14 protein-coding genes are annotated in these 15,644 nt (G+C 63.7%); 5 read left to right on the top strand and 9 right to left on the bottom strand.

From position 1 onward, the window contains the following. The first annotated feature begins 14 nt into the window (after positions 1-14). Positions 15-1,442: a sodium:proton antiporter gene (locus tag X773_RS55245; protein WP_023676972.1), complete on the top strand. Its 1,428-nt coding sequence runs from the start codon at positions 15-17 to the stop codon at positions 1,440-1,442. Here the strand turns inward: X773_RS55245 and X773_RS55250 are convergent, their stop codons facing one another. The 8 genes from X773_RS55250 to gcvA form a co-directional block, all read right to left on the bottom strand. Next, entirely contained in the window at positions 1,443-2,162 is a 720-nt protein-coding gene (locus X773_RS55250) for an ABC transporter ATP-binding protein (RefSeq protein ID WP_023676973.1), read from the bottom strand. Next, positions 2,155-2,883 carry an ABC transporter ATP-binding protein gene (locus X773_RS55255; protein ID WP_023676974.1) on the bottom strand — a complete coding sequence of 243 codons (729 nt, stop codon included), beginning with the start codon at positions 2,881-2,883 and terminating at the stop codon, positions 2,155-2,157. The genes X773_RS55250 and X773_RS55255 overlap by 8 nt, the downstream gene beginning before the upstream one ends. Beyond that, on the bottom strand, positions 2,880-3,842 hold the full coding sequence (locus X773_RS55260; RefSeq protein WP_023676975.1) for a branched-chain amino acid ABC transporter permease: 963 nt from the start codon (positions 3,840-3,842) through the stop codon (positions 2,880-2,882). Before X773_RS55260 ends, X773_RS55255 begins: the two co-directional genes overlap by 4 nt. Beyond that, positions 3,839-4,720 carry a branched-chain amino acid ABC transporter permease gene (locus X773_RS55265; protein WP_023676976.1) on the bottom strand — a complete coding sequence of 294 codons (882 nt, stop codon included), beginning with the start codon at positions 4,718-4,720 and terminating at the stop codon, positions 3,839-3,841. Before X773_RS55265 ends, X773_RS55260 begins: the two co-directional genes overlap by 4 nt. Before the next feature lie 221 nt (positions 4,721-4,941). Beyond that, on the bottom strand, positions 4,942-6,246 hold the full coding sequence (locus X773_RS55270) for an ABC transporter substrate-binding protein (protein ID WP_023676977.1): 1,305 nt from the start codon (positions 6,244-6,246) through the stop codon (positions 4,942-4,944). Positions 6,247-6,408: 162 nt separating this feature from the next. Continuing rightward, positions 6,409-7,839, bottom strand: coding sequence for a hypothetical protein (locus X773_RS55275; RefSeq protein ID WP_023676978.1), 1,431 nt, complete (start codon positions 7,837-7,839; stop codon positions 6,409-6,411). 169 nt (positions 7,840-8,008) lie between these two features. Next, on the bottom strand, positions 8,009-9,313 hold the full coding sequence (gene pncB / locus X773_RS55280) for a nicotinate phosphoribosyltransferase (protein WP_023676979.1): 1,305 nt from the start codon (positions 9,311-9,313) through the stop codon (positions 8,009-8,011). A 192-nt stretch (positions 9,314-9,505) separates the two neighbouring features. Beyond that, positions 9,506-10,480: a transcriptional regulator GcvA gene (gene gcvA / locus X773_RS55285; protein WP_023676980.1), complete on the bottom strand. Its 975-nt coding sequence runs from the start codon at positions 10,478-10,480 to the stop codon at positions 9,506-9,508. 183 nt (positions 10,481-10,663) lie between these two features. Here gcvA and speB point away from each other — a divergent pair, with 183 nt between their 5' ends. The 4 genes from speB to X773_RS55305 all read left to right on the top strand — a co-directional run bounded on the left by speB (position 10,664) and on the right by X773_RS55305 (position 14,003). Continuing rightward, positions 10,664-11,725, top strand: a complete 1,062-nt coding sequence (gene speB, locus X773_RS55290) for an agmatinase (protein WP_023676981.1) — start codon at positions 10,664-10,666, stop codon at positions 11,723-11,725. Between the two features lie 137 nt (positions 11,726-11,862). Continuing rightward, positions 11,863-12,684 carry a transporter substrate-binding domain-containing protein gene (locus X773_RS55295; RefSeq protein ID WP_031211831.1) on the top strand — a complete coding sequence of 274 codons (822 nt, stop codon included), beginning with the start codon at positions 11,863-11,865 and terminating at the stop codon, positions 12,682-12,684. A gap of 6 nt (positions 12,685-12,690) precedes the next feature. After that, positions 12,691-13,359, top strand: a complete 669-nt coding sequence (locus X773_RS55300; RefSeq protein ID WP_023676983.1) for an amino acid ABC transporter permease — start codon at positions 12,691-12,693, stop codon at positions 13,357-13,359. Then, positions 13,356-14,003: an amino acid ABC transporter permease gene (locus X773_RS55305; protein ID WP_023676984.1), complete on the top strand. Its 648-nt coding sequence runs from the start codon at positions 13,356-13,358 to the stop codon at positions 14,001-14,003. Before X773_RS55300 ends, X773_RS55305 begins: the two co-directional genes overlap by 4 nt. A 16-nt stretch (positions 14,004-14,019) precedes the next feature. On the opposite strand, the gene X773_RS55310 is transcribed toward X773_RS55305, so the two are convergent. After that, on the bottom strand, positions 14,020-15,423 hold the full coding sequence (locus tag X773_RS55310; RefSeq protein WP_023676985.1) for an MATE family efflux transporter: 1,404 nt from the start codon (positions 15,421-15,423) through the stop codon (positions 14,020-14,022). Between the last annotated feature and the right edge of the window lie 221 nt (positions 15,424-15,644).

Consider the following 15,644-nt stretch of genomic DNA (forward strand, 5'->3'; position numbering starts at 1 on the left):
TTTTGAGGGGCTTCATGCGGTTTGCGGCGTTGACGGCAAGTGCTGCACTTATTGCAGCAATCTTTTCTCCGAGAGCGGTTCTCGCGGCCGAAGCGCACGAATTGCCGGGCGCCGCCATGTCGCTTTGGTGGGTGCTGCCGTTTGCCGGGCTATTGCTTTGCATCGCGACCGGCCCGCTGCTGTTCCATCATGCTTGGGAGCACCATTACGGCAAGATCGCTGCCTTCTGGGCAGCGTTGGTGATCGGGCCGCTGGCCATCGCCTTCGGCATCCCGTCCGCCACGCAGGCGGTGCTGCATGCGCTGCTCACCGAATACATGTCGTTCATCATCCTGCTGTTTGCGCTGTTCACCATTTCGGGCGGTATCTTCGTTGCCGGCAACATACACGGCACGCCGCTGGTCAATGCCGGGCTGTTGCTGGGAGGGGCGCTGCTTGCCTCGATCATTGGCACAACCGGCGCCTCGATGATCCTGATCCGGCCGCTCATCCGCGCCAACGACAACCGGCGCTTCAACGCCCATGTCGTCATCTTTTTCATCTTCCTGGTTTCCAACATCGGCGGGTCGCTAACGCCGCTGGGCGATCCGCCGCTGTTCGTCGGCTTTCTGCGCGGCGTCGATTTCTTCTGGACGACAGTTCACCTGCTGCCCGAGACGCTGTTCGTCGCCGGCGTGGTGCTGGCTGTTTTCCTGGCGATCGACATCATCATGCATCGCCGGGAGGAAGGCGCGCCGAAGATCAAGGATCCGACGCCCGACAGCAAGGTGCGCATTCGCGGCCTGGCCAACATCCCGCTGCTGGCCGGCGTAATCGCCGCGATCCTGATTTCCGCTGCCTGGAAGCCGGGAGTGAGTTTCTCTTTTCAGGGCGTCAGCCTCGAGCTGCAGAATCTGGTGCGCGACGCCGCCATCCTGATACTGGCCTTCACTTCGCTTGTCGTCTCGCCGAAGGAGTTTCGCGGCGCAAACGCCTTCAACTGGGGGCCGATTGCCGAGGTGGCGAAGCTGTTCGCCAGCATCTTCATCTGCATCGTGCCGGTCGTCGCCATATTGCGGGCCGGGCTCGACGGCGCGCTGGCGCCGTTGGTGCTGCTGGTCAGTTCGCCGACCGGCGCGCCGGACAACCTTGCCTATTTCTGGCTGACCGGAGCGCTGTCGTCCTTCCTCGACAATGCGCCGACCTATCTGGTGTTCTTCGAGCTGGCTGGCGGCGATGCGCAGCATCTGATGACCGAGTTCGCCTCGACGCTGGCGGCGATCTCGGCAGGCGCGGTGTTCATGGGCGCCAACACCTATGTCGGCAATGCGCCGAATTTCATGGTCTATGCCATTGCCAGGCATCGCGGCATCAAGATGCCGAGCTTCTTTGGCTATATGGCATGGTCGGGCGCGGTGCTGATCCCGACATTCCTGCTTGCCGGCTTGCTGTTCTTTGCCTGATCATCCGACGCCGACATAGCGACGGACCGCCGAGGGATCGGCACGCAGCTCCTCAACGTCGACCGTCTCGCGGTTGCGGCCGTTTTCGATGAAACAAACGCGGTCTGCGACCGAGAGCACGGCATCGACGCGCTGCTCGACAAGAATTGTCGACACGCCAAGCGCACGCAGCTTCGACACCGTTTCGCGGATCTTGGCGATCATCGACGGCATCAGCCCTTCGGTCGGCTCGTCGAGCAGAAGCACCTGTGGTTCCAGGCACAGGGCGCGGGCCATGGCCAGCATCTGCTGCTCACCGCCGGACAGCGTGCCGGAACGCTGCCTGAGGCGCTGGCGCAGCAGCGGAAAAAGATCGAGCACGTTTTCGCGCGTCGCCTTGCCCTTGTTGCGGGCCATCAGGCCGATCTCGATGTTTTCAGCCACCGTCATCTCGGCGAACAGCCGCCGGCCCTGCGGCACGTAGGCGAGGCCGGCCTTGGGCACCTCGTGCGCCGGCAAGCCGGTCAATTCCCGCCCTTCGAGCCGGATCGAGCCTGAGCTTACCGGCACCAGGCCCATGATTGCCTTCAGCGTCGTCGTCTTGCCGGCGCCGTTGCGGCCGAACAGGCAGAGCACTTCGCCCTCGTTCAAGACAAGATCGAGGCCATAGAGCACCTGGACCTCGCCATAGAAGCAGTCGACCCCGGAGATCGTCAGTGCCTTGGACTGGGCCTCAGCCATGGGTCGTCCCCAGATAGGCGTCCTGCACCGCGGCATTGGCGCGGATCTGCTCGGGCGTGCCTTCAGCCAAAATCCTGCCGGCGTTGAAGACGGTGATGCGGTCGGCGAGCCGCATGACCACCGGCATGTTGTGCTCGATCAAAAGCACGGTGGCGCTATCGGCGATCTCGCGCACCAGCTCGATGAAATTATCGATCTCGCTGTCGGCCAGCCCTTGCGTCGGTTCGTCGAGGATCAGCAGCCGCGGCTTCAGTGCCAGTCCCATCGCCACTTCCAGCAACCGCTGGTGACCGTAGGACAGCTGCCCGGCCGGCATGTCGGCGCGGTCGGCAAGGCCGGTACGCTCGAGCGCGGCCATGACGCCGGTGTGAACCGCGCCCTTCGAGCGGCCGTCGGTCAGCGTGCGCTGCACCGGCAGGGCAACATTGTCGTAGGCGCTGAGATTGGCAAAGACGCTGGTGATCTGGAAAGTGTAGGCGACGCCAAGGCGAACCCTGGCGTAGGCCGGCAGATTGGTGATGTCCGCGCCGTCGAAGACGATCATGCCCGACGAGGGCTGGATACGGCCGCTGACCAGGCTGACGAAGGTGGTCTTGCCGGCACCGTTGGGGCCGATGACAGCGCGGATCTCGCCCGGCATCAGCGCGAAGTCGACGCCGTCGACGGCGCGCAAGCCGCCGAAACTGCGCGACAGGCCTTTGGTGGTGAGCAGCGGCATCATGGCAACCACCCGAGCCAGCGCTGGCGGATGCTGCCGAGAATGCCTCTCGGGAAGAACAGCACCAGCAGGATGAGCGCTATGCCGACGATCAGCAGATAGGCCGAGGTGTAGCCGCTGGCGACATCGATGACATAATACATGAACAGCGTGCCGATCAGCGGACCGAGCGTGGTAGCGGCACCGCCCAGCAGCACCCAGAGCAGCGGCAGGATGGAATATTGCACCGAAGCGAAGCTCGAGCCGACATAGCCGAACAGCAGCGCATAGGCCGCGCCGGAAGCCGCGCAGATGCTGCCTGAGATGACGACGGCGGCGAGCTTGTTGGAAAATGTATCATAGCCAAGCATTTTGGTCCGCTCTTCGTTCTCGCGGATGGCGACCAGCACGCGACCGTAGCCGGAGCGGACTATCGCCAGGCTTATGAGCAGCACGATCGAGAACAGTGCCAGCGCGCTCATATAGCGCACGGTCGGGTTGGTGAGGTCGAGCGACGTGCTGCCCAGGACAAGGACACGCATCGGCTGCGGCACGACCATGCCCTGGTCGCCACCGGTCCAGGCAGCGAAATAGAGGATGACGAGATAGAATACCTGCGCGAACATCATAGTGACGATCATGAAGGCGACGCCGGAGGTGCGCAGCGCCAGCAGCCCGATCACCAGCGCGAGAAGCGCGCCGCAGGCAAGCCCGGCTGCGAAGGCGGCCGGCACGCTCCAGCCGAGATGGATGACGGCAAGGCCGGCGCCATAGAGCCCGGCTGAAAAGAACATGGCATGGCCGAGGCTAAGCAGCCCGACATAGCCGAACAGCAGATTGTAGCCCATGGCGAAGACCGCCAGCACCATGATGCGGGCGAGCAGGCCGTGATGGTATTCCGGCAGGACGAAGCTAAGCCCGAAAAGCAGGGCGATGACGCCGAGGTGCAGCGCATATGGCTTTGCCGGCGAAGCATCCTTCATCGCGATGTCGTCCCGAACAGGCCCTGCGGCCGGAACACCAGCACCATGGCGACGAGCAAGGTGGCGATGATCTTGGCCAGCGTCGGTGAGAAGAACACCGAGATGATGCCGTCGGAAAGGCCGATCAGCACCGCGGCGACGACCGTGCCTCGCAGCGAGCCGAGGCCGCCGATGATGACGACGATGAACGACAGCAACAGCGGGTCCTGTCCCATCAGATAGTGGGCCTGGCTGATCGGCACGATCAGCACCGCGGCGACAGCAGCCAGCATGGCGCCGAGCGCGAAAACACCGGCATAGAGTCTCGTCACCGGGATGCCGAAGGCCTGCGCCGTCTCGCTGTCATATTGCGTGGCGCGCATGACGAGGCCGATTTTCGTGCGCGTCAGCACCAGCCAGGTCGCGACCAGCAGCAGCGCCGACGCGGCGATGATCGACAGCTTGTAGCCGGAATAGCCGAACCACGGCAGGAGGATGCGGTAGCTGAACGGCGGCTCCACCGGCCGCGCCTCCGGGCCGTAGAAGGTCAGCGCCAATTGCTGGATGATGTAGAGCATGCCGATGGTGGCGACGATGGTGGCTTCCGGATTGTAGTTGAGCCGGCGCAGCACCAGCCGTTCGGCGACCAGCGCGATCAGGCCGACGATCAGCGGCGCCAGCACCAGGGCGGCCAGGAAGCCGAGCGCCGGATGGCCGGATATCGCCGTAGAGATCGCCCAGGCAAGCACCGCGCCGAGCATGAAAAACTCGCCATGCGCGACATTGACGACGCGCATGACGCCGAACACCAGCGACAGGCCAAGCGCCGTCAGCGCCAGCACGGCGGAGGTGACGAGGCCTTCGAGGGCGGCGAGGAGCAGGTGGGGTCCGAAGTGCATCGGTTACACACCCATCGCAGGTGCGAGGCGCACCCCCCTCTGTCCTGCCGGACATCTCCCCCTCAAGGGGGGAGATTGGCAGTTCCCGCGAAGGCGGCCACCTACCGGCCTTTGCGATTGGCGAAAGCGCTGGTGACAGCCAATCTCCCCCCTTGAGGGGGAGATGTCCGGCAGGACAGAGGGGGGTGGGCCGAAGCGCACTGTGCTTAATGAAACCAAGCTCACAGCGTCTGCGTCGTGTAATCCCCCTCAGGCTCATAGAGGCCGTCCTCGATCTTGGTCTTGTGGACGACATTCAGCCGGCCGCCTTCGACCTTGGAGATGTTCTGGATACCAAAGCACTGGTGGATCTTGCCGTTGAAGGTTTTCGGTCCCTGCGGATGCTCGGGCCCCTCGGCGAACTCGGTCAACGCCTCGGTCGCCTCGACCAGCTTGGCGCGGTCTTCCGGGCCCTTGTAGCCGGCATCCTCCATCGCCTTCTTGACGACGTAGAGCGTTTCCCAGCAGCCGAACATGTGCGCGGCGGTGGAGACGTCCTTGGGGTCGCCGACGGCGGCACCATTGTCATCGATGCCGACGGCGGCGCGGTAGGCCTTCTGTGCGGGGGAATCATCGGGCTGCGCGTAGCGCGGCGAGCCTTCCCAGAAATGGCTACCGTCGAGGAATTCGAGGCCGGGGCTGTTGATGTCGGTGGCTTCGAGCGAATCGATGAAGCCGAACAATTGCGGCCGATTGGAGCCGTAGAACTCGCCGAGCTCCTTGACGAAGGTGAGCACCGCCGGGCCGACCATGACGTGGTAGATCACCTCGGTCTCCGCGGGGATCTGCGGGAAATATTTGGTGAAGGAGGATTCCGTCGGCGGAATCGCGATCTGCGCAATGACCTCGGCGCCTTGCGCCTTCAGCGCCGGCGGCAGGTAGTCGCGATGGTCATAGCCGAAAGCGAAATCGGGGAAGATCTGCGTCACCTTCTTGCCGGCATTGGCGGCAATCCACGGTGCCATCGACTGGATCTGGCTCTTCACATCGGTGATGCCGGGCTGGAAGATGTAGCGGTTCAATTTGGTCGAGGCGACGTGGTGGCCTTCGCTGACAACGAAATAGGGCATCTTGGCCTCGCCGGCGGCCGGCGCCGAGCCGATGACGACATGCGAAAACAGCGTGCCGTAGACGATGTCGGTCTTGTGCTGGGAGGCGAACTTGCCGACGACTTCGGCGCCCCGGCCGGGATCGGTGCCGTCATCCTCGATGATCACGTCGACCGGCCGGCCGTTGATGCCGCCGGAATCGTTGATCGCCTTGACGGCAGCCGCTGTGGTCTTCTCGTACCAGCGGCCATAGGCGGCGCCGATGCCGGTGCGGTGCGACTGGAAGCCGATCTTGATCGGCGCCGAGCTCTGCGCCTGGCTGTAACGCACGAAACCCGGCGCGACGGCAAGACCGGCGCCGGCGGCAAGGCCCTTCAGCGCCGTGCGGCGGGTGAGAGCGGATCTGGAGAGATCGAAAAACCCATTCTTGTCAGTCACGGCAGTTCCCCTTGTTTTTGAGCTTTGACCAATGGCTGTAGCAGGCAGGCCACTCTTGTTAAGAGGGGCGAAAATTGCATGTGTACAAACTAAATCACCAAAGCTCTGACGTGGCAAGCGAGCTTTCCCCAAGGTTCGATTGACGGGCATCGCACACCTCGTTCATCCGGCGCTCGGCGTCGCAAGCAGCCATAGGCCGAGGACGGTGTAGGCGATCATCAGCACGGTGAGCGGGAACTGGCTGAGCGCGGCGCGAGCCGGAATGGCGTGCAGCCGCCAGGCCAAGCCATGGGCGACAAGCACAGCAAGCATGTGGCCGGCTATGATGACGCCGGCCTGGAGGTTCCACAGCCACCACGCCGAACCGGCACCGGCGACGACGCCGGCTTCAATTGACATGTCGGCGGTACCGAACAGGTTCCAGCCCAGCGCAAACGGGTCGGAGAGAGCGGCAATCGCATATTGGCCGTCGACCAGCAGCGCCGTCAGATAATGCGCGAAGTGGTAGGCGAGCGCGATCGGTACGATCGACCAGACCAAAAGCCCGGCGGCGTGACCGAGCGAATGCTTGCTGCCGGCAAGGTTCTGGCCAAGAAAGACGGCGAGCTCGAACACGGCCGCAAGCACGGCAAAGGTCATCACAAGGCCGAAGCTGCCGATGCCGATCAAAGCGGTGCGTCCCGGAAATTCCACCGGATTGATGCCGAACCAGCCTAGCCAGAAGAAGGTTTTCGACAGGCCGTCGAAGGACACCGACGACAGCGCAAGCAGCAGGAAAGCGACGCCGCTGAGCGGTAGCGGCGCGGCAGCGAGCAGCTTGGCGCCCGGCCAGCAGAGTTTTAGCCGGCCGTCTGCAATACGTTCGACGATGGCGAAGCGCGCCACCATGGAAAAGAACACGGTCAGGAACTCACCGCGCAGGGTCCAGTCGCGGTAGCCGAAGACCTGCATGGCGGCGAAGCTCAGCAGCCAGTAGAGGCCGGCGGCCCAGGCCAGCCGCGCCGGATCGTCGGGCGCAGGGTCGATCAGCTCGAACCAGGCGAAGGCGAAGAACAGCAGGAAAGCCGGCCAATAGCCGAGCCGTTGGGGGAGCAGATACGGCTGCGTTCTGCCGGACAGGCGCGAGGCGACGCGGCATGGCCCGTACCAGGGGTTGAGCCACGACCAGAGATCGCCGGCGAGCCCCTGCAACAGAGCCAGGCCAACCCAGAGAAGCGTCCATACGGTCAGCGGCATCGGATTGGAAAGCGGATCGCGGCTGCCGAACAGGCCGGCGGCAATCAGAATTGCAAAGCCGGCAAAGGATACCAGGCTGACGGCAGTCCGCGCGGTGTCACCGAAGGTGAACAGCGGCAGGCGTTTGCGCCAGAAGCGGTCGAGGGAGTCCGGCGGCAGTAGCGCCAGGACAAGGAAACTGGCGGCAACCGCGAGCGCGCCGCCGGCAAGGTAGTAGCGGGTGGGAAGGAGCAGGACGTGGCCGCGGTCGGAGGCGTGGGCGAAGGCGGGCGTGGGCAAGAATGCAAAGGCAACAATGACGAGAGCTAAACTGTAACGACGGCGCTCTACGGCGCCCCCCTCTGTCCTGCCGGACATCTCCCCCACTTGGGGGGAGATCGGCGGTTCCGCCGTCGGCTCTCCTTCTGCAACTTTAGCGATTGGCGAAAGCAGCAATGAGGGCGCAATCTCCCCCCTCGTGGGGGAGATGTCCGGCAGGACAGAGGGGGGCGCGAAGGAACTCATACTACGCAAGAGTTCCCCTACCTCACACCTTCACCAACTGCTCCACGCGGTCCTTCTGGCCGAAGATGCGCAAATAGCGCTCGATCTCTTTCTCGTCGCCTGTCGACTTGGCCGGATTGTCGGAAAGTTTGACCGCCGGCCTGCCGTTGGCTTCGGTGACCTTGCAGACCAGCGAGATGGCGTCTAGCCGGTTGGTCTCGGTCGGCGCGCAGCCCTCGAAATCGTTGGTCAGGTTGGTGCCCCAGCCGAAGGACATGCGCACCTTGCCGCGGAAGTGGCGGTAGGTTTCCTCGATGGTCTCGACCTCCAGCCCATCCGAGAAGATGAGCAGCTTCTGCTTGGGGTCCTTGCCCTTTTCGCGCCACCAGGAAATGATTTTCTCACCGCCTTCGATCGGCGGCGCGCTATCGGGGCGGAAGCCGGTCCAGTCGGCGACCCAGTCCGGTGCATCGCGCAGGAACGCCGCGGTGCCGAAGGTGTCCGGCAGTACGATCAGCAGGTTGCCGCCGTAGTAGCGCTGCCAGTCCTGCAGCACGTTGTAGGGCGACTGTTTCAATTCCTTTTCCGAATTGGTGAGCGCGGCGAACACCATCGGCAGTTCATGCGCATTGGTGCCGAGCGCCTCGAGATCGTTGTCCATGGCGAGCAGCACGTTGGAGGTGCCAGTGAAGGCCTCGCCGATGCCCTCCTTCAACGCTTCGACGCACCAGCGCTGCCACAGGAAAGAATGACGGCGGCGGGTGCCGAAATCCGAGATGCGGATGCCGGGCAGCGCCTTCAGCCGCTCGGTCTTGGCCCACATCTTGGCCTTGGCGCGGGCATAGAGCACGTCGAGCGCGAACGGCCCGAACGCCCGCATGGCCGCGCGAGATCGAAGTTCATTGATAATTGCCAGCGCCGGGATCTCCCACAGCGTCGTGTACATCCACGGGCCGCTGAAGACGAGTTCGTATTGGCCGTCGCGCTTGGAAAGCTCGTATTCGGGCAGCCGGAAATTTTCCAGCCAGGCGAGGAATTCCGGTTCGAATATCTGCTTGCGGCCATAGAAGGTGTTGCCGCCGAGCCAGATCATCTCTTTCTTAGAGAAGCGCAAGGTGCGGGCATGGTCGAGCTGCTCGCGCAGCTCCGTCTCATCGATCTCCTCGGCAAGGCGGACCGAGGTGGTGCGGTTGATCAGCGAGAAGGTGGCGTCGACCTTGGGATACATGCCCCAGATCATCTGCAGCATCAGAAGCTTGTAGAAATCGGTGTCGAGCAAGCTGCGGACGATCGGGTCGAGCTTCCAGGTGTGATTGTAGACGCGCCGCGCTATATCGGTCTTTGCCATCGCTCAATGCGCCTTCGCTGCTCGCTCTAGCTTTTGTCTAGCGCAATTCCGGACGGAAAACCGCTGCGCACTTTTCCTGGAATTGCTCCAAATGCCTCTTAGCATCGAATTTTTGAACGCGCCTCCCGCTTTGCGGGCTGGCCCGACAAAAAGAAGCCGCTGCGGCAAGCGGCGCCTACGGCAGTTTCGGCCTCAGGATGCGGTCTTGGCGCCGACCACCTTGAGCGCTGGACGCTTGCGGCGAATGCCGATGCGGCCTGCCACCGGCGCGTCGGCGCGGCGGTCGGCCTGCTCTTTCTCGGCAAACAGCCAGTCGATGAACAATTGCACGATCGGCGCCGACCGCATCTCGTTGCGGCAGACGACGTAGAAATCGTCGACGGCCGGCACGGAAAGACTGAACGGGGCGACAAGCAGGCCCCTGGCGAGCAGTCCGCTTGCCGTCACCGTATCGCCGAGCGCCACGCCATGGCCGTGGACAGCCGCCTCGGTCGCCATGCGCGCATCGCCGAGATGATGGCGGCGGCCGCGCTCCAGGTCCAGCGCGTCGGCGGCGGCCAGCCAGGTATGCCATTCGCGGCCGTCGTCGCCATGCAGGAAGACGTGATCGGCGAGGTCGCGGACGGTGCGGATCGGGCGGTTGTTGATCAGCGTCGGGCTGACCACCGGGAACAGTTCGAGGCCCGACCATTTGCGCATCCAGCAGTCGGTCCAGCTGCCGTCACCATAGTGCACGCAGACATCGATATGCGGTGCGCGGACATCCTTGGCATCATTGGATGGGATCAGCGTCAGCCTGATATCCGGATATTGCGAGGTGAAGCTGCCCAGCCGCGGGATCATCCACAGCAACAGTAGCGCCGGCACGCAGGATACAGAGAGAACGCCGGTGCTGGCCGGCCTCGTCATGCGCTGCGTGGCGGCGGCAATGCCGTCGAAGGCGGTCGACACCGCCGGCAGCAACTCGGCGCCGTGCGGCGTCAGCTTCACCCGCTGACCGGCACGCTCGAACAGCTTGACACCCAACGATTGCTCGAGCGCCTTGATCTGATGGCTGATGGCGCCGTGGGTGACGTTGAGCTCAGCCGCCGCCTTGCTCAGCGAGGCGTGGCGCGCCGTCGCCTCGAAGGCGCGCAGCGGGTTGAGCGGTGGCAAACGCTTGGCCATTTGGACCCTAGGCTCTGTGAGATTTTCTCACAGATAACACACTAACAATATCAATTGATTTTTCAATGCAGCTACGGGACACTTTGCCCAGGCATTGCATCAAGACGTGAAATCTGCAGGCAGCCGACGGCCGCGGCTATCGGGGCCGCTGTCCGCGCGCCGCACCAGCCATGGAGGACCGACATGGGTTACGACCGCGGCAAGCTCGAAGCGTTGCGCCGCAAATACGGCGAGAGCCATGGCGGCGAAATGTTCGACCCGAAATTCCAGCGTGTCGCCGACAAGATCTTCTCCAAGACCGGCACGCGACTGGCGCCCTATTCCGGCATCCCGACCTTCCTCGCGGCGCCCTATCGTGAAATCGCCGCCGACAATCCGGATTTCGGCGATCTGCAGGTGGCGATGATCGGTGTGCCGATGGATCTGGGCGTCACCAACCGGCCGGGCGCCCGTTTCGGGCCAAGGGCGCTGCGCGCCATCGAGCGCATCGGCCCCTACAACCATGTGCTGGAATGCGCGCCGACGCATGAGCTGAAGGTCGCCGACATCGGCGACGTGCCGTTCCAGAGCCGCTACCGGCTGGAGACCAGCCATGACGACATCGAACGCCGCACCAACCAGATCGTCGACGCCGGCGTCCTGCCCTTGTCTGTCGGCGGCGACCATTCGATCAGCCACCCGATCCTGAAGGCTGTCGGCAAGAGGGCGCCGGTGGGCATGATCCATATCGACGCGCACTGCGATACCAGCGGCCTTTTCGACATGACCAAGTTCCACCATGGCGGGCCGTTCCGCAACGCGGTGCTGGACGGCGTGCTCGATCCGAGCCGCACCATCCAGATCGGCATTCGTGGCTCGGCCGAATATCTGTGGGAGTTCACCTATGAGTCCGGCATGACCGTCGTGCATGCCGAAGAGGTGACCGGCCTCGGCATTCCCGCCATTATCGAGAAGGCGCGCAGGATAGTCGGCGACGGCCCGACCTATGTCTCCTTCGACATCGACAGCATCGATCCGGCCTTCGCGCCGGGCACCGGCACACCGGAAGTCGGCGGGCTGACGACGCGCGAAGTGCTCGAGCTGCTGCGCGGCCTGAAGGGACTCAACATCGTCGGCGGCGACGTGGTCGAGGTGGCGCCGCAATACGACGCGACCACCAACACGGCGCATGCCGGCGCGCAGGTGCTGTTCGAGATCCTCAGCCTGATGGTTTTCAGCCCGGCAATCACCGGCAAGGCGGGCTGACACGCTCGACCATGAGCCCGAAAAGTGGGAACCGGTTTTCGGAGAAGATCATGGTCCACTAGAGAATCCAAAGGCGACCGCCGCGCTGGAGCCGGCGGTTGCACTCAAACAAACAAGCTTCCAGCAGGGGAATGACAATGACGCTTCACATGAAGACACTTCACATCAAGCTAAAATCAACCTTCGCCGCCATGCTGATGTTCGGCGCGGCCAGTTTCGGTTTCACTCAGGCCGCCAATGCAGACGCGATCGACGACATCACCAAGGCAGGCGCGATCAATGTCGGTATCTTTTCCGACTTCCCGCCCTTCTCCTCGGCCAGCGCCGACATGAGCATCAAGGGCTACGACATCGACGTGGCGCAGTTCATCGCCGACCAGCTCAAGGTCAAGCTCAATCTGGTCAGCGTGACCGGCCAGAACCGCATCCCGTACCTTACCGACAAGCGCGTCGACCTGCTGATGAGCGTCGGCTATTCCAAGGAGCGAGAGCAGGTGATCGATTTCGCCGCCGCCTACGCGCCCTATTACATCGCCGTCATCGGCCCGGCAGCTCTTGCGGTCAAAGGCAAGGAAGACCTCGCCGACAAGTCGATCGCCGTCAATCGCGGCACGCTGGAGGATACCTCGCTGACCGAGGCGGCACCGGCCTCGGCCGACATCCGCCGCTTCGACAACTATAATTCCGTCATCCAGGCCTTCATTTCGGGCCAGACCCAGCTGATGGTGGTCGGCAACGATGTCGGCGCCCAGGTGCTCGCCCGCCAAGAGGCGCTGAAGCCGGAGCAGAAATTCCAGCTTCTCACCTCGCCCTCGCATATCGGCCTCAACAAGAAGGAAGACCGCCTCAAGCAAGCGGTCAACGATGCGGTTGCCAAGATGCTGGCCGAAGGCAGACTGGACGAAAGCTCGAAGGCCTGGCTGAAGACGCCGCTCGATCCCGCCAATCTCAAGGATTGATCGCCGGTGACCTATAGCCTCGACTTCGGCTGGCTTGCCGGGGCGACAGGGGCGATCGCGCGCGGCGCGGCCACGACGATCCTGTTGATCGCTGTGACCACGCTGGCGGGAACGTTGCTCAGCATCCTCGGCGCCGCAGGGCGGCGGAACGGTCCGCTCCTGCTCAAGCGGGCGATCGGCGTCTATGTCGAGGTGATCCGCAACACGCCGTTCCTGGTGCAGCTATTCTTCATCTTCTTCGGGCTGCCCAGCATCGGCGTCAGGCTCGATCCGGTGCTGGCAGCCATGCTGGCGATGACGCTCAACATGGCTGCCTATACGATCGAGATCGTTGGCGCCGGGCTCGACGCGGTGCCGCCCGGGCAGACGGAAGCGGCACTGGCGCTTGGGCTCAGGCCGCGCCAGGTCTTCATCAAGATCGTGCTGCCGCAGGCGCTCAAGGTGATCTATCCGGCGCTGACCAGCCAGATCGTCATCATGATGCTGGAATCCGCCGTGGTATCGCAGATCGCCGTTCGCGAGCTGACCTATGAAGCCGACATGCTGCAGGCGCGCACGTTCCGGGCTTTCGAGACCTATTTCATCGTGACGATGGTCTATCTCATCCTGTCGATTGGGCTGCGCCGGCTGCTGGTCGGCGGCGGGCGCCGGCTTCTCGGAGCCGGCGTGTCATGATCGAATTCACCTTCTGGGACATTCTGCGCAACCTGCTGCTGGCGGCGCGCTGGACGGTGCTCTTGTCGCTGGCCGCCTTTGTCGGCGGGGCCGTGGTCGGCATGATCGTGTTGTTCTTCCGGATCGCCAAGAATAAATGGGCGCGCCGGTTTGCCTCCGGCTACATCGCGCTTTTCCAGGGCACGCCGCTGCTGATGCAGCTCTTCCTGATGTTCTTCGGCTTGCCGATGCTGGGCCTGCGCATCGAGCCGTGGACCGCGGCGGTGCTTGGCCTGACCTTCTTTGCCAGCGCCTATCTCGCCGAGATCTGGCGCGGCGGCGTCGATGCACTGCCGCGCGGCCAGTGGGACGCCGGCGCCAGCCTCGGCCTGCACTATCTGCAGGAACTCCGGCTGATCATCTTGCCTCAGGCGTTTTCGATCACCCGCGCACCGACCGTCGGCTTTCTGGTGCAGCTGATCAAGTCGACCGCGCTGACGTCGATCATCGGTTTCGAGGAGCTGGTGAGGACATCCAACGCGATCAACAATGCGACCTTCGAACCGTTCAAAGTCTATGGGCTGGTAGCGCTGATCTTCTTCGTCATGTGCTTTCCGCTGACGCAATACGCACGTTTGCTCGAGCAGCGGGCGGCGGCCCGCTGAGCGGGCGACCAGCAATTCAACGCCCGAATACCAGCGGCGGCGCGATCCTGTCACGCCGCAGCCAGCGCCCTAGCAAGAGCGCCGCAACCACCGCCAGTCCCGACGACAGGCCGATCCAGATGCCGACGCCGTTGAAGCCGAAACGGAAGGCCAGCAGCACGCCGAGCGGCAGCCCGATGCCCCAATATCCGATCGCGGCATAGATCATCGGCACCTTGGTGTCGTGCAGGCCGCGCAGCATGCCGCTGGCGACCGCCTGCGCACCGTCAAAAACCTGGAACAGCGCGGCAAAGGCGAGGAACGACACGGCAAGCGCCACCACCTCGGCATTAGCCGGATTGCCCAGATCGATGAAGGCGCCGATCAAGAGATGCGGCCACAGGATCATCACCAGCCCCATCAGCGCCATGAAGGAGACACCGACGACATAGGCGGTCCAGCCAGCCCGGCTGACACCTTCCGGATTGCCGGCGCCGTGGGCAAGTCCGACGCGCACAGTCACCGCCTGGTTGAGGCCGAGCGGCACCATGAAGGTGATCGAGGCAATCTGGATGGCGATCGCATGGGCGGCAAGCGAAGCGGCATCGATCAGGCCCATGAGAAAGGCCGCCGCGTTGAAGATCGTCACCTCGAACGCCAGCAGGCCGGCGATCGGCAGGCCGAGCCGCAGCAGGCCCTTGAAGCGCGGCCAATCGGCGCGCCAGAAGCGTCCGAACAGACGATAGCGCCGGAATTCCTTCTCAAGCATCACCACCGCCGCCATGCCGGCGAACATCAACGTGCTGGACAGAGTGGTGGCGAGGCCGGAGCCGGCGATGCCCATCGATTGGATGCCGAGATTACCGAACATGAACAGCCAGTTGAAGAAGGCATTGCAGGCGACGGCAACGAAGACGATGATCAGCGCCCAGCCCGGCCGCTCCAGCGCCGAAATGAACGAGCGCAGGACGATGTAGCCGAAAAAGGGCAGCACCGCCCATTCGAGCCAGCGCAGATAGATGCCCGCCTGGTGCGCCAGCGCCGGTTCCTGACCCATGGCCAGCAACACGCTCTCGCCGTGCCAGAGAAGGGCCCATATCGGAATGCAAATGAGGATCGCCAGCCACAGACCCTGGCGCACGGTGCGGCGCAGGTCGCGCACCGAGTGCCGGCGACGGCCGAGCTCGGTCGCCATCATCGGCGAGGTCGCCAGCATCAGGCCGAGCCCGAAGATGAGCGGCATGAAGTAGAGGTTGGCACCAAGCGCACCGCTGGCCAGCGTGTCCGGCCCCAGCCGCCCCATCATCATGACGTCGGTAGCGGTCATCGCGGTCTGGCCGAGATTGGTCAGCACCATCGGCCAGGCGAGCGCCAGCATCGCCCTGATTTCCCGACGCCAAAGGTTTTCCGGCGCGCGAGCGTCGGCTTCGATCGCAGACATTCTAGTTTTCCGCCTATCCGATTGCGGCACGTCGGCAAGAGCCGGAAGCCGCGTCTCAGCGCGGAAAATGGCCAAGACCGGCCGGATTCCGCATTACGACGGGTTTGTCTATCAAATGGGCACCGGTGGCAAGAGGCTGACTTGCGGAAGGGTTAAGCCAGTCGGTTCAATGCAGGCTATTGGAGAGGCTATGGAAGCCGCTATGGTCGCGGCAGATCCAT

It is taken from the genome of Mesorhizobium sp. LSJC280B00, assembly GCF_000502835.1.
Classification (GTDB): domain Bacteria; phylum Pseudomonadota; class Alphaproteobacteria; order Rhizobiales; family Rhizobiaceae; genus Mesorhizobium.

What these genes read in the sequence shown, in the direction of transcription:
- X773_RS55245 (WP_023676972.1), top strand. Translation starts at nt 15, where the DNA reads ATGCGGTTTGCGGCGTTGACGGCAAGTGCTGCACTTATTGCAGCAATC.
- X773_RS55250 (WP_023676973.1), bottom strand. Translation starts at nt 2,162, where the DNA reads ATGGCTGAGGCCCAGTCCAAGGCACTGACGATCTCCGGGGTCGACTGC.
- X773_RS55255 (WP_023676974.1), bottom strand. Translation starts at nt 2,883, where the DNA reads ATGATGCCGCTGCTCACCACCAAAGGCCTGTCGCGCAGTTTCGGCGGC.
- X773_RS55260 (WP_023676975.1), bottom strand. Translation starts at nt 3,842, where the DNA reads ATGAAGGATGCTTCGCCGGCAAAGCCATATGCGCTGCACCTCGGCGTC.
- X773_RS55265 (WP_023676976.1), bottom strand. Translation starts at nt 4,720, where the DNA reads ATGCACTTCGGACCCCACCTGCTCCTCGCCGCCCTCGAAGGCCTCGTC.
- X773_RS55275 (WP_023676978.1), bottom strand. Translation starts at nt 7,839, where the DNA reads ATGTCCGGCAGGACAGAGGGGGGCGCCGTAGAGCGCCGTCGTTACAGT.
- pncB (WP_023676979.1), bottom strand. Translation starts at nt 9,313, where the DNA reads ATGGCAAAGACCGATATAGCGCGGCGCGTCTACAATCACACCTGGAAG.
- gcvA (WP_023676980.1), bottom strand. Translation starts at nt 10,480, where the DNA reads ATGGCCAAGCGTTTGCCACCGCTCAACCCGCTGCGCGCCTTCGAGGCG.
- speB (WP_023676981.1), top strand. Translation starts at nt 10,664, where the DNA reads ATGGGTTACGACCGCGGCAAGCTCGAAGCGTTGCGCCGCAAATACGGC.
- X773_RS55295 (WP_031211831.1), top strand. Translation starts at nt 11,863, where the DNA reads ATGACGCTTCACATGAAGACACTTCACATCAAGCTAAAATCAACCTTC.
- X773_RS55305 (WP_023676984.1), top strand. Translation starts at nt 13,356, where the DNA reads ATGATCGAATTCACCTTCTGGGACATTCTGCGCAACCTGCTGCTGGCG.
- X773_RS55310 (WP_023676985.1), bottom strand. Translation starts at nt 15,423, where the DNA reads ATGTCTGCGATCGAAGCCGACGCTCGCGCGCCGGAAAACCTTTGGCGT.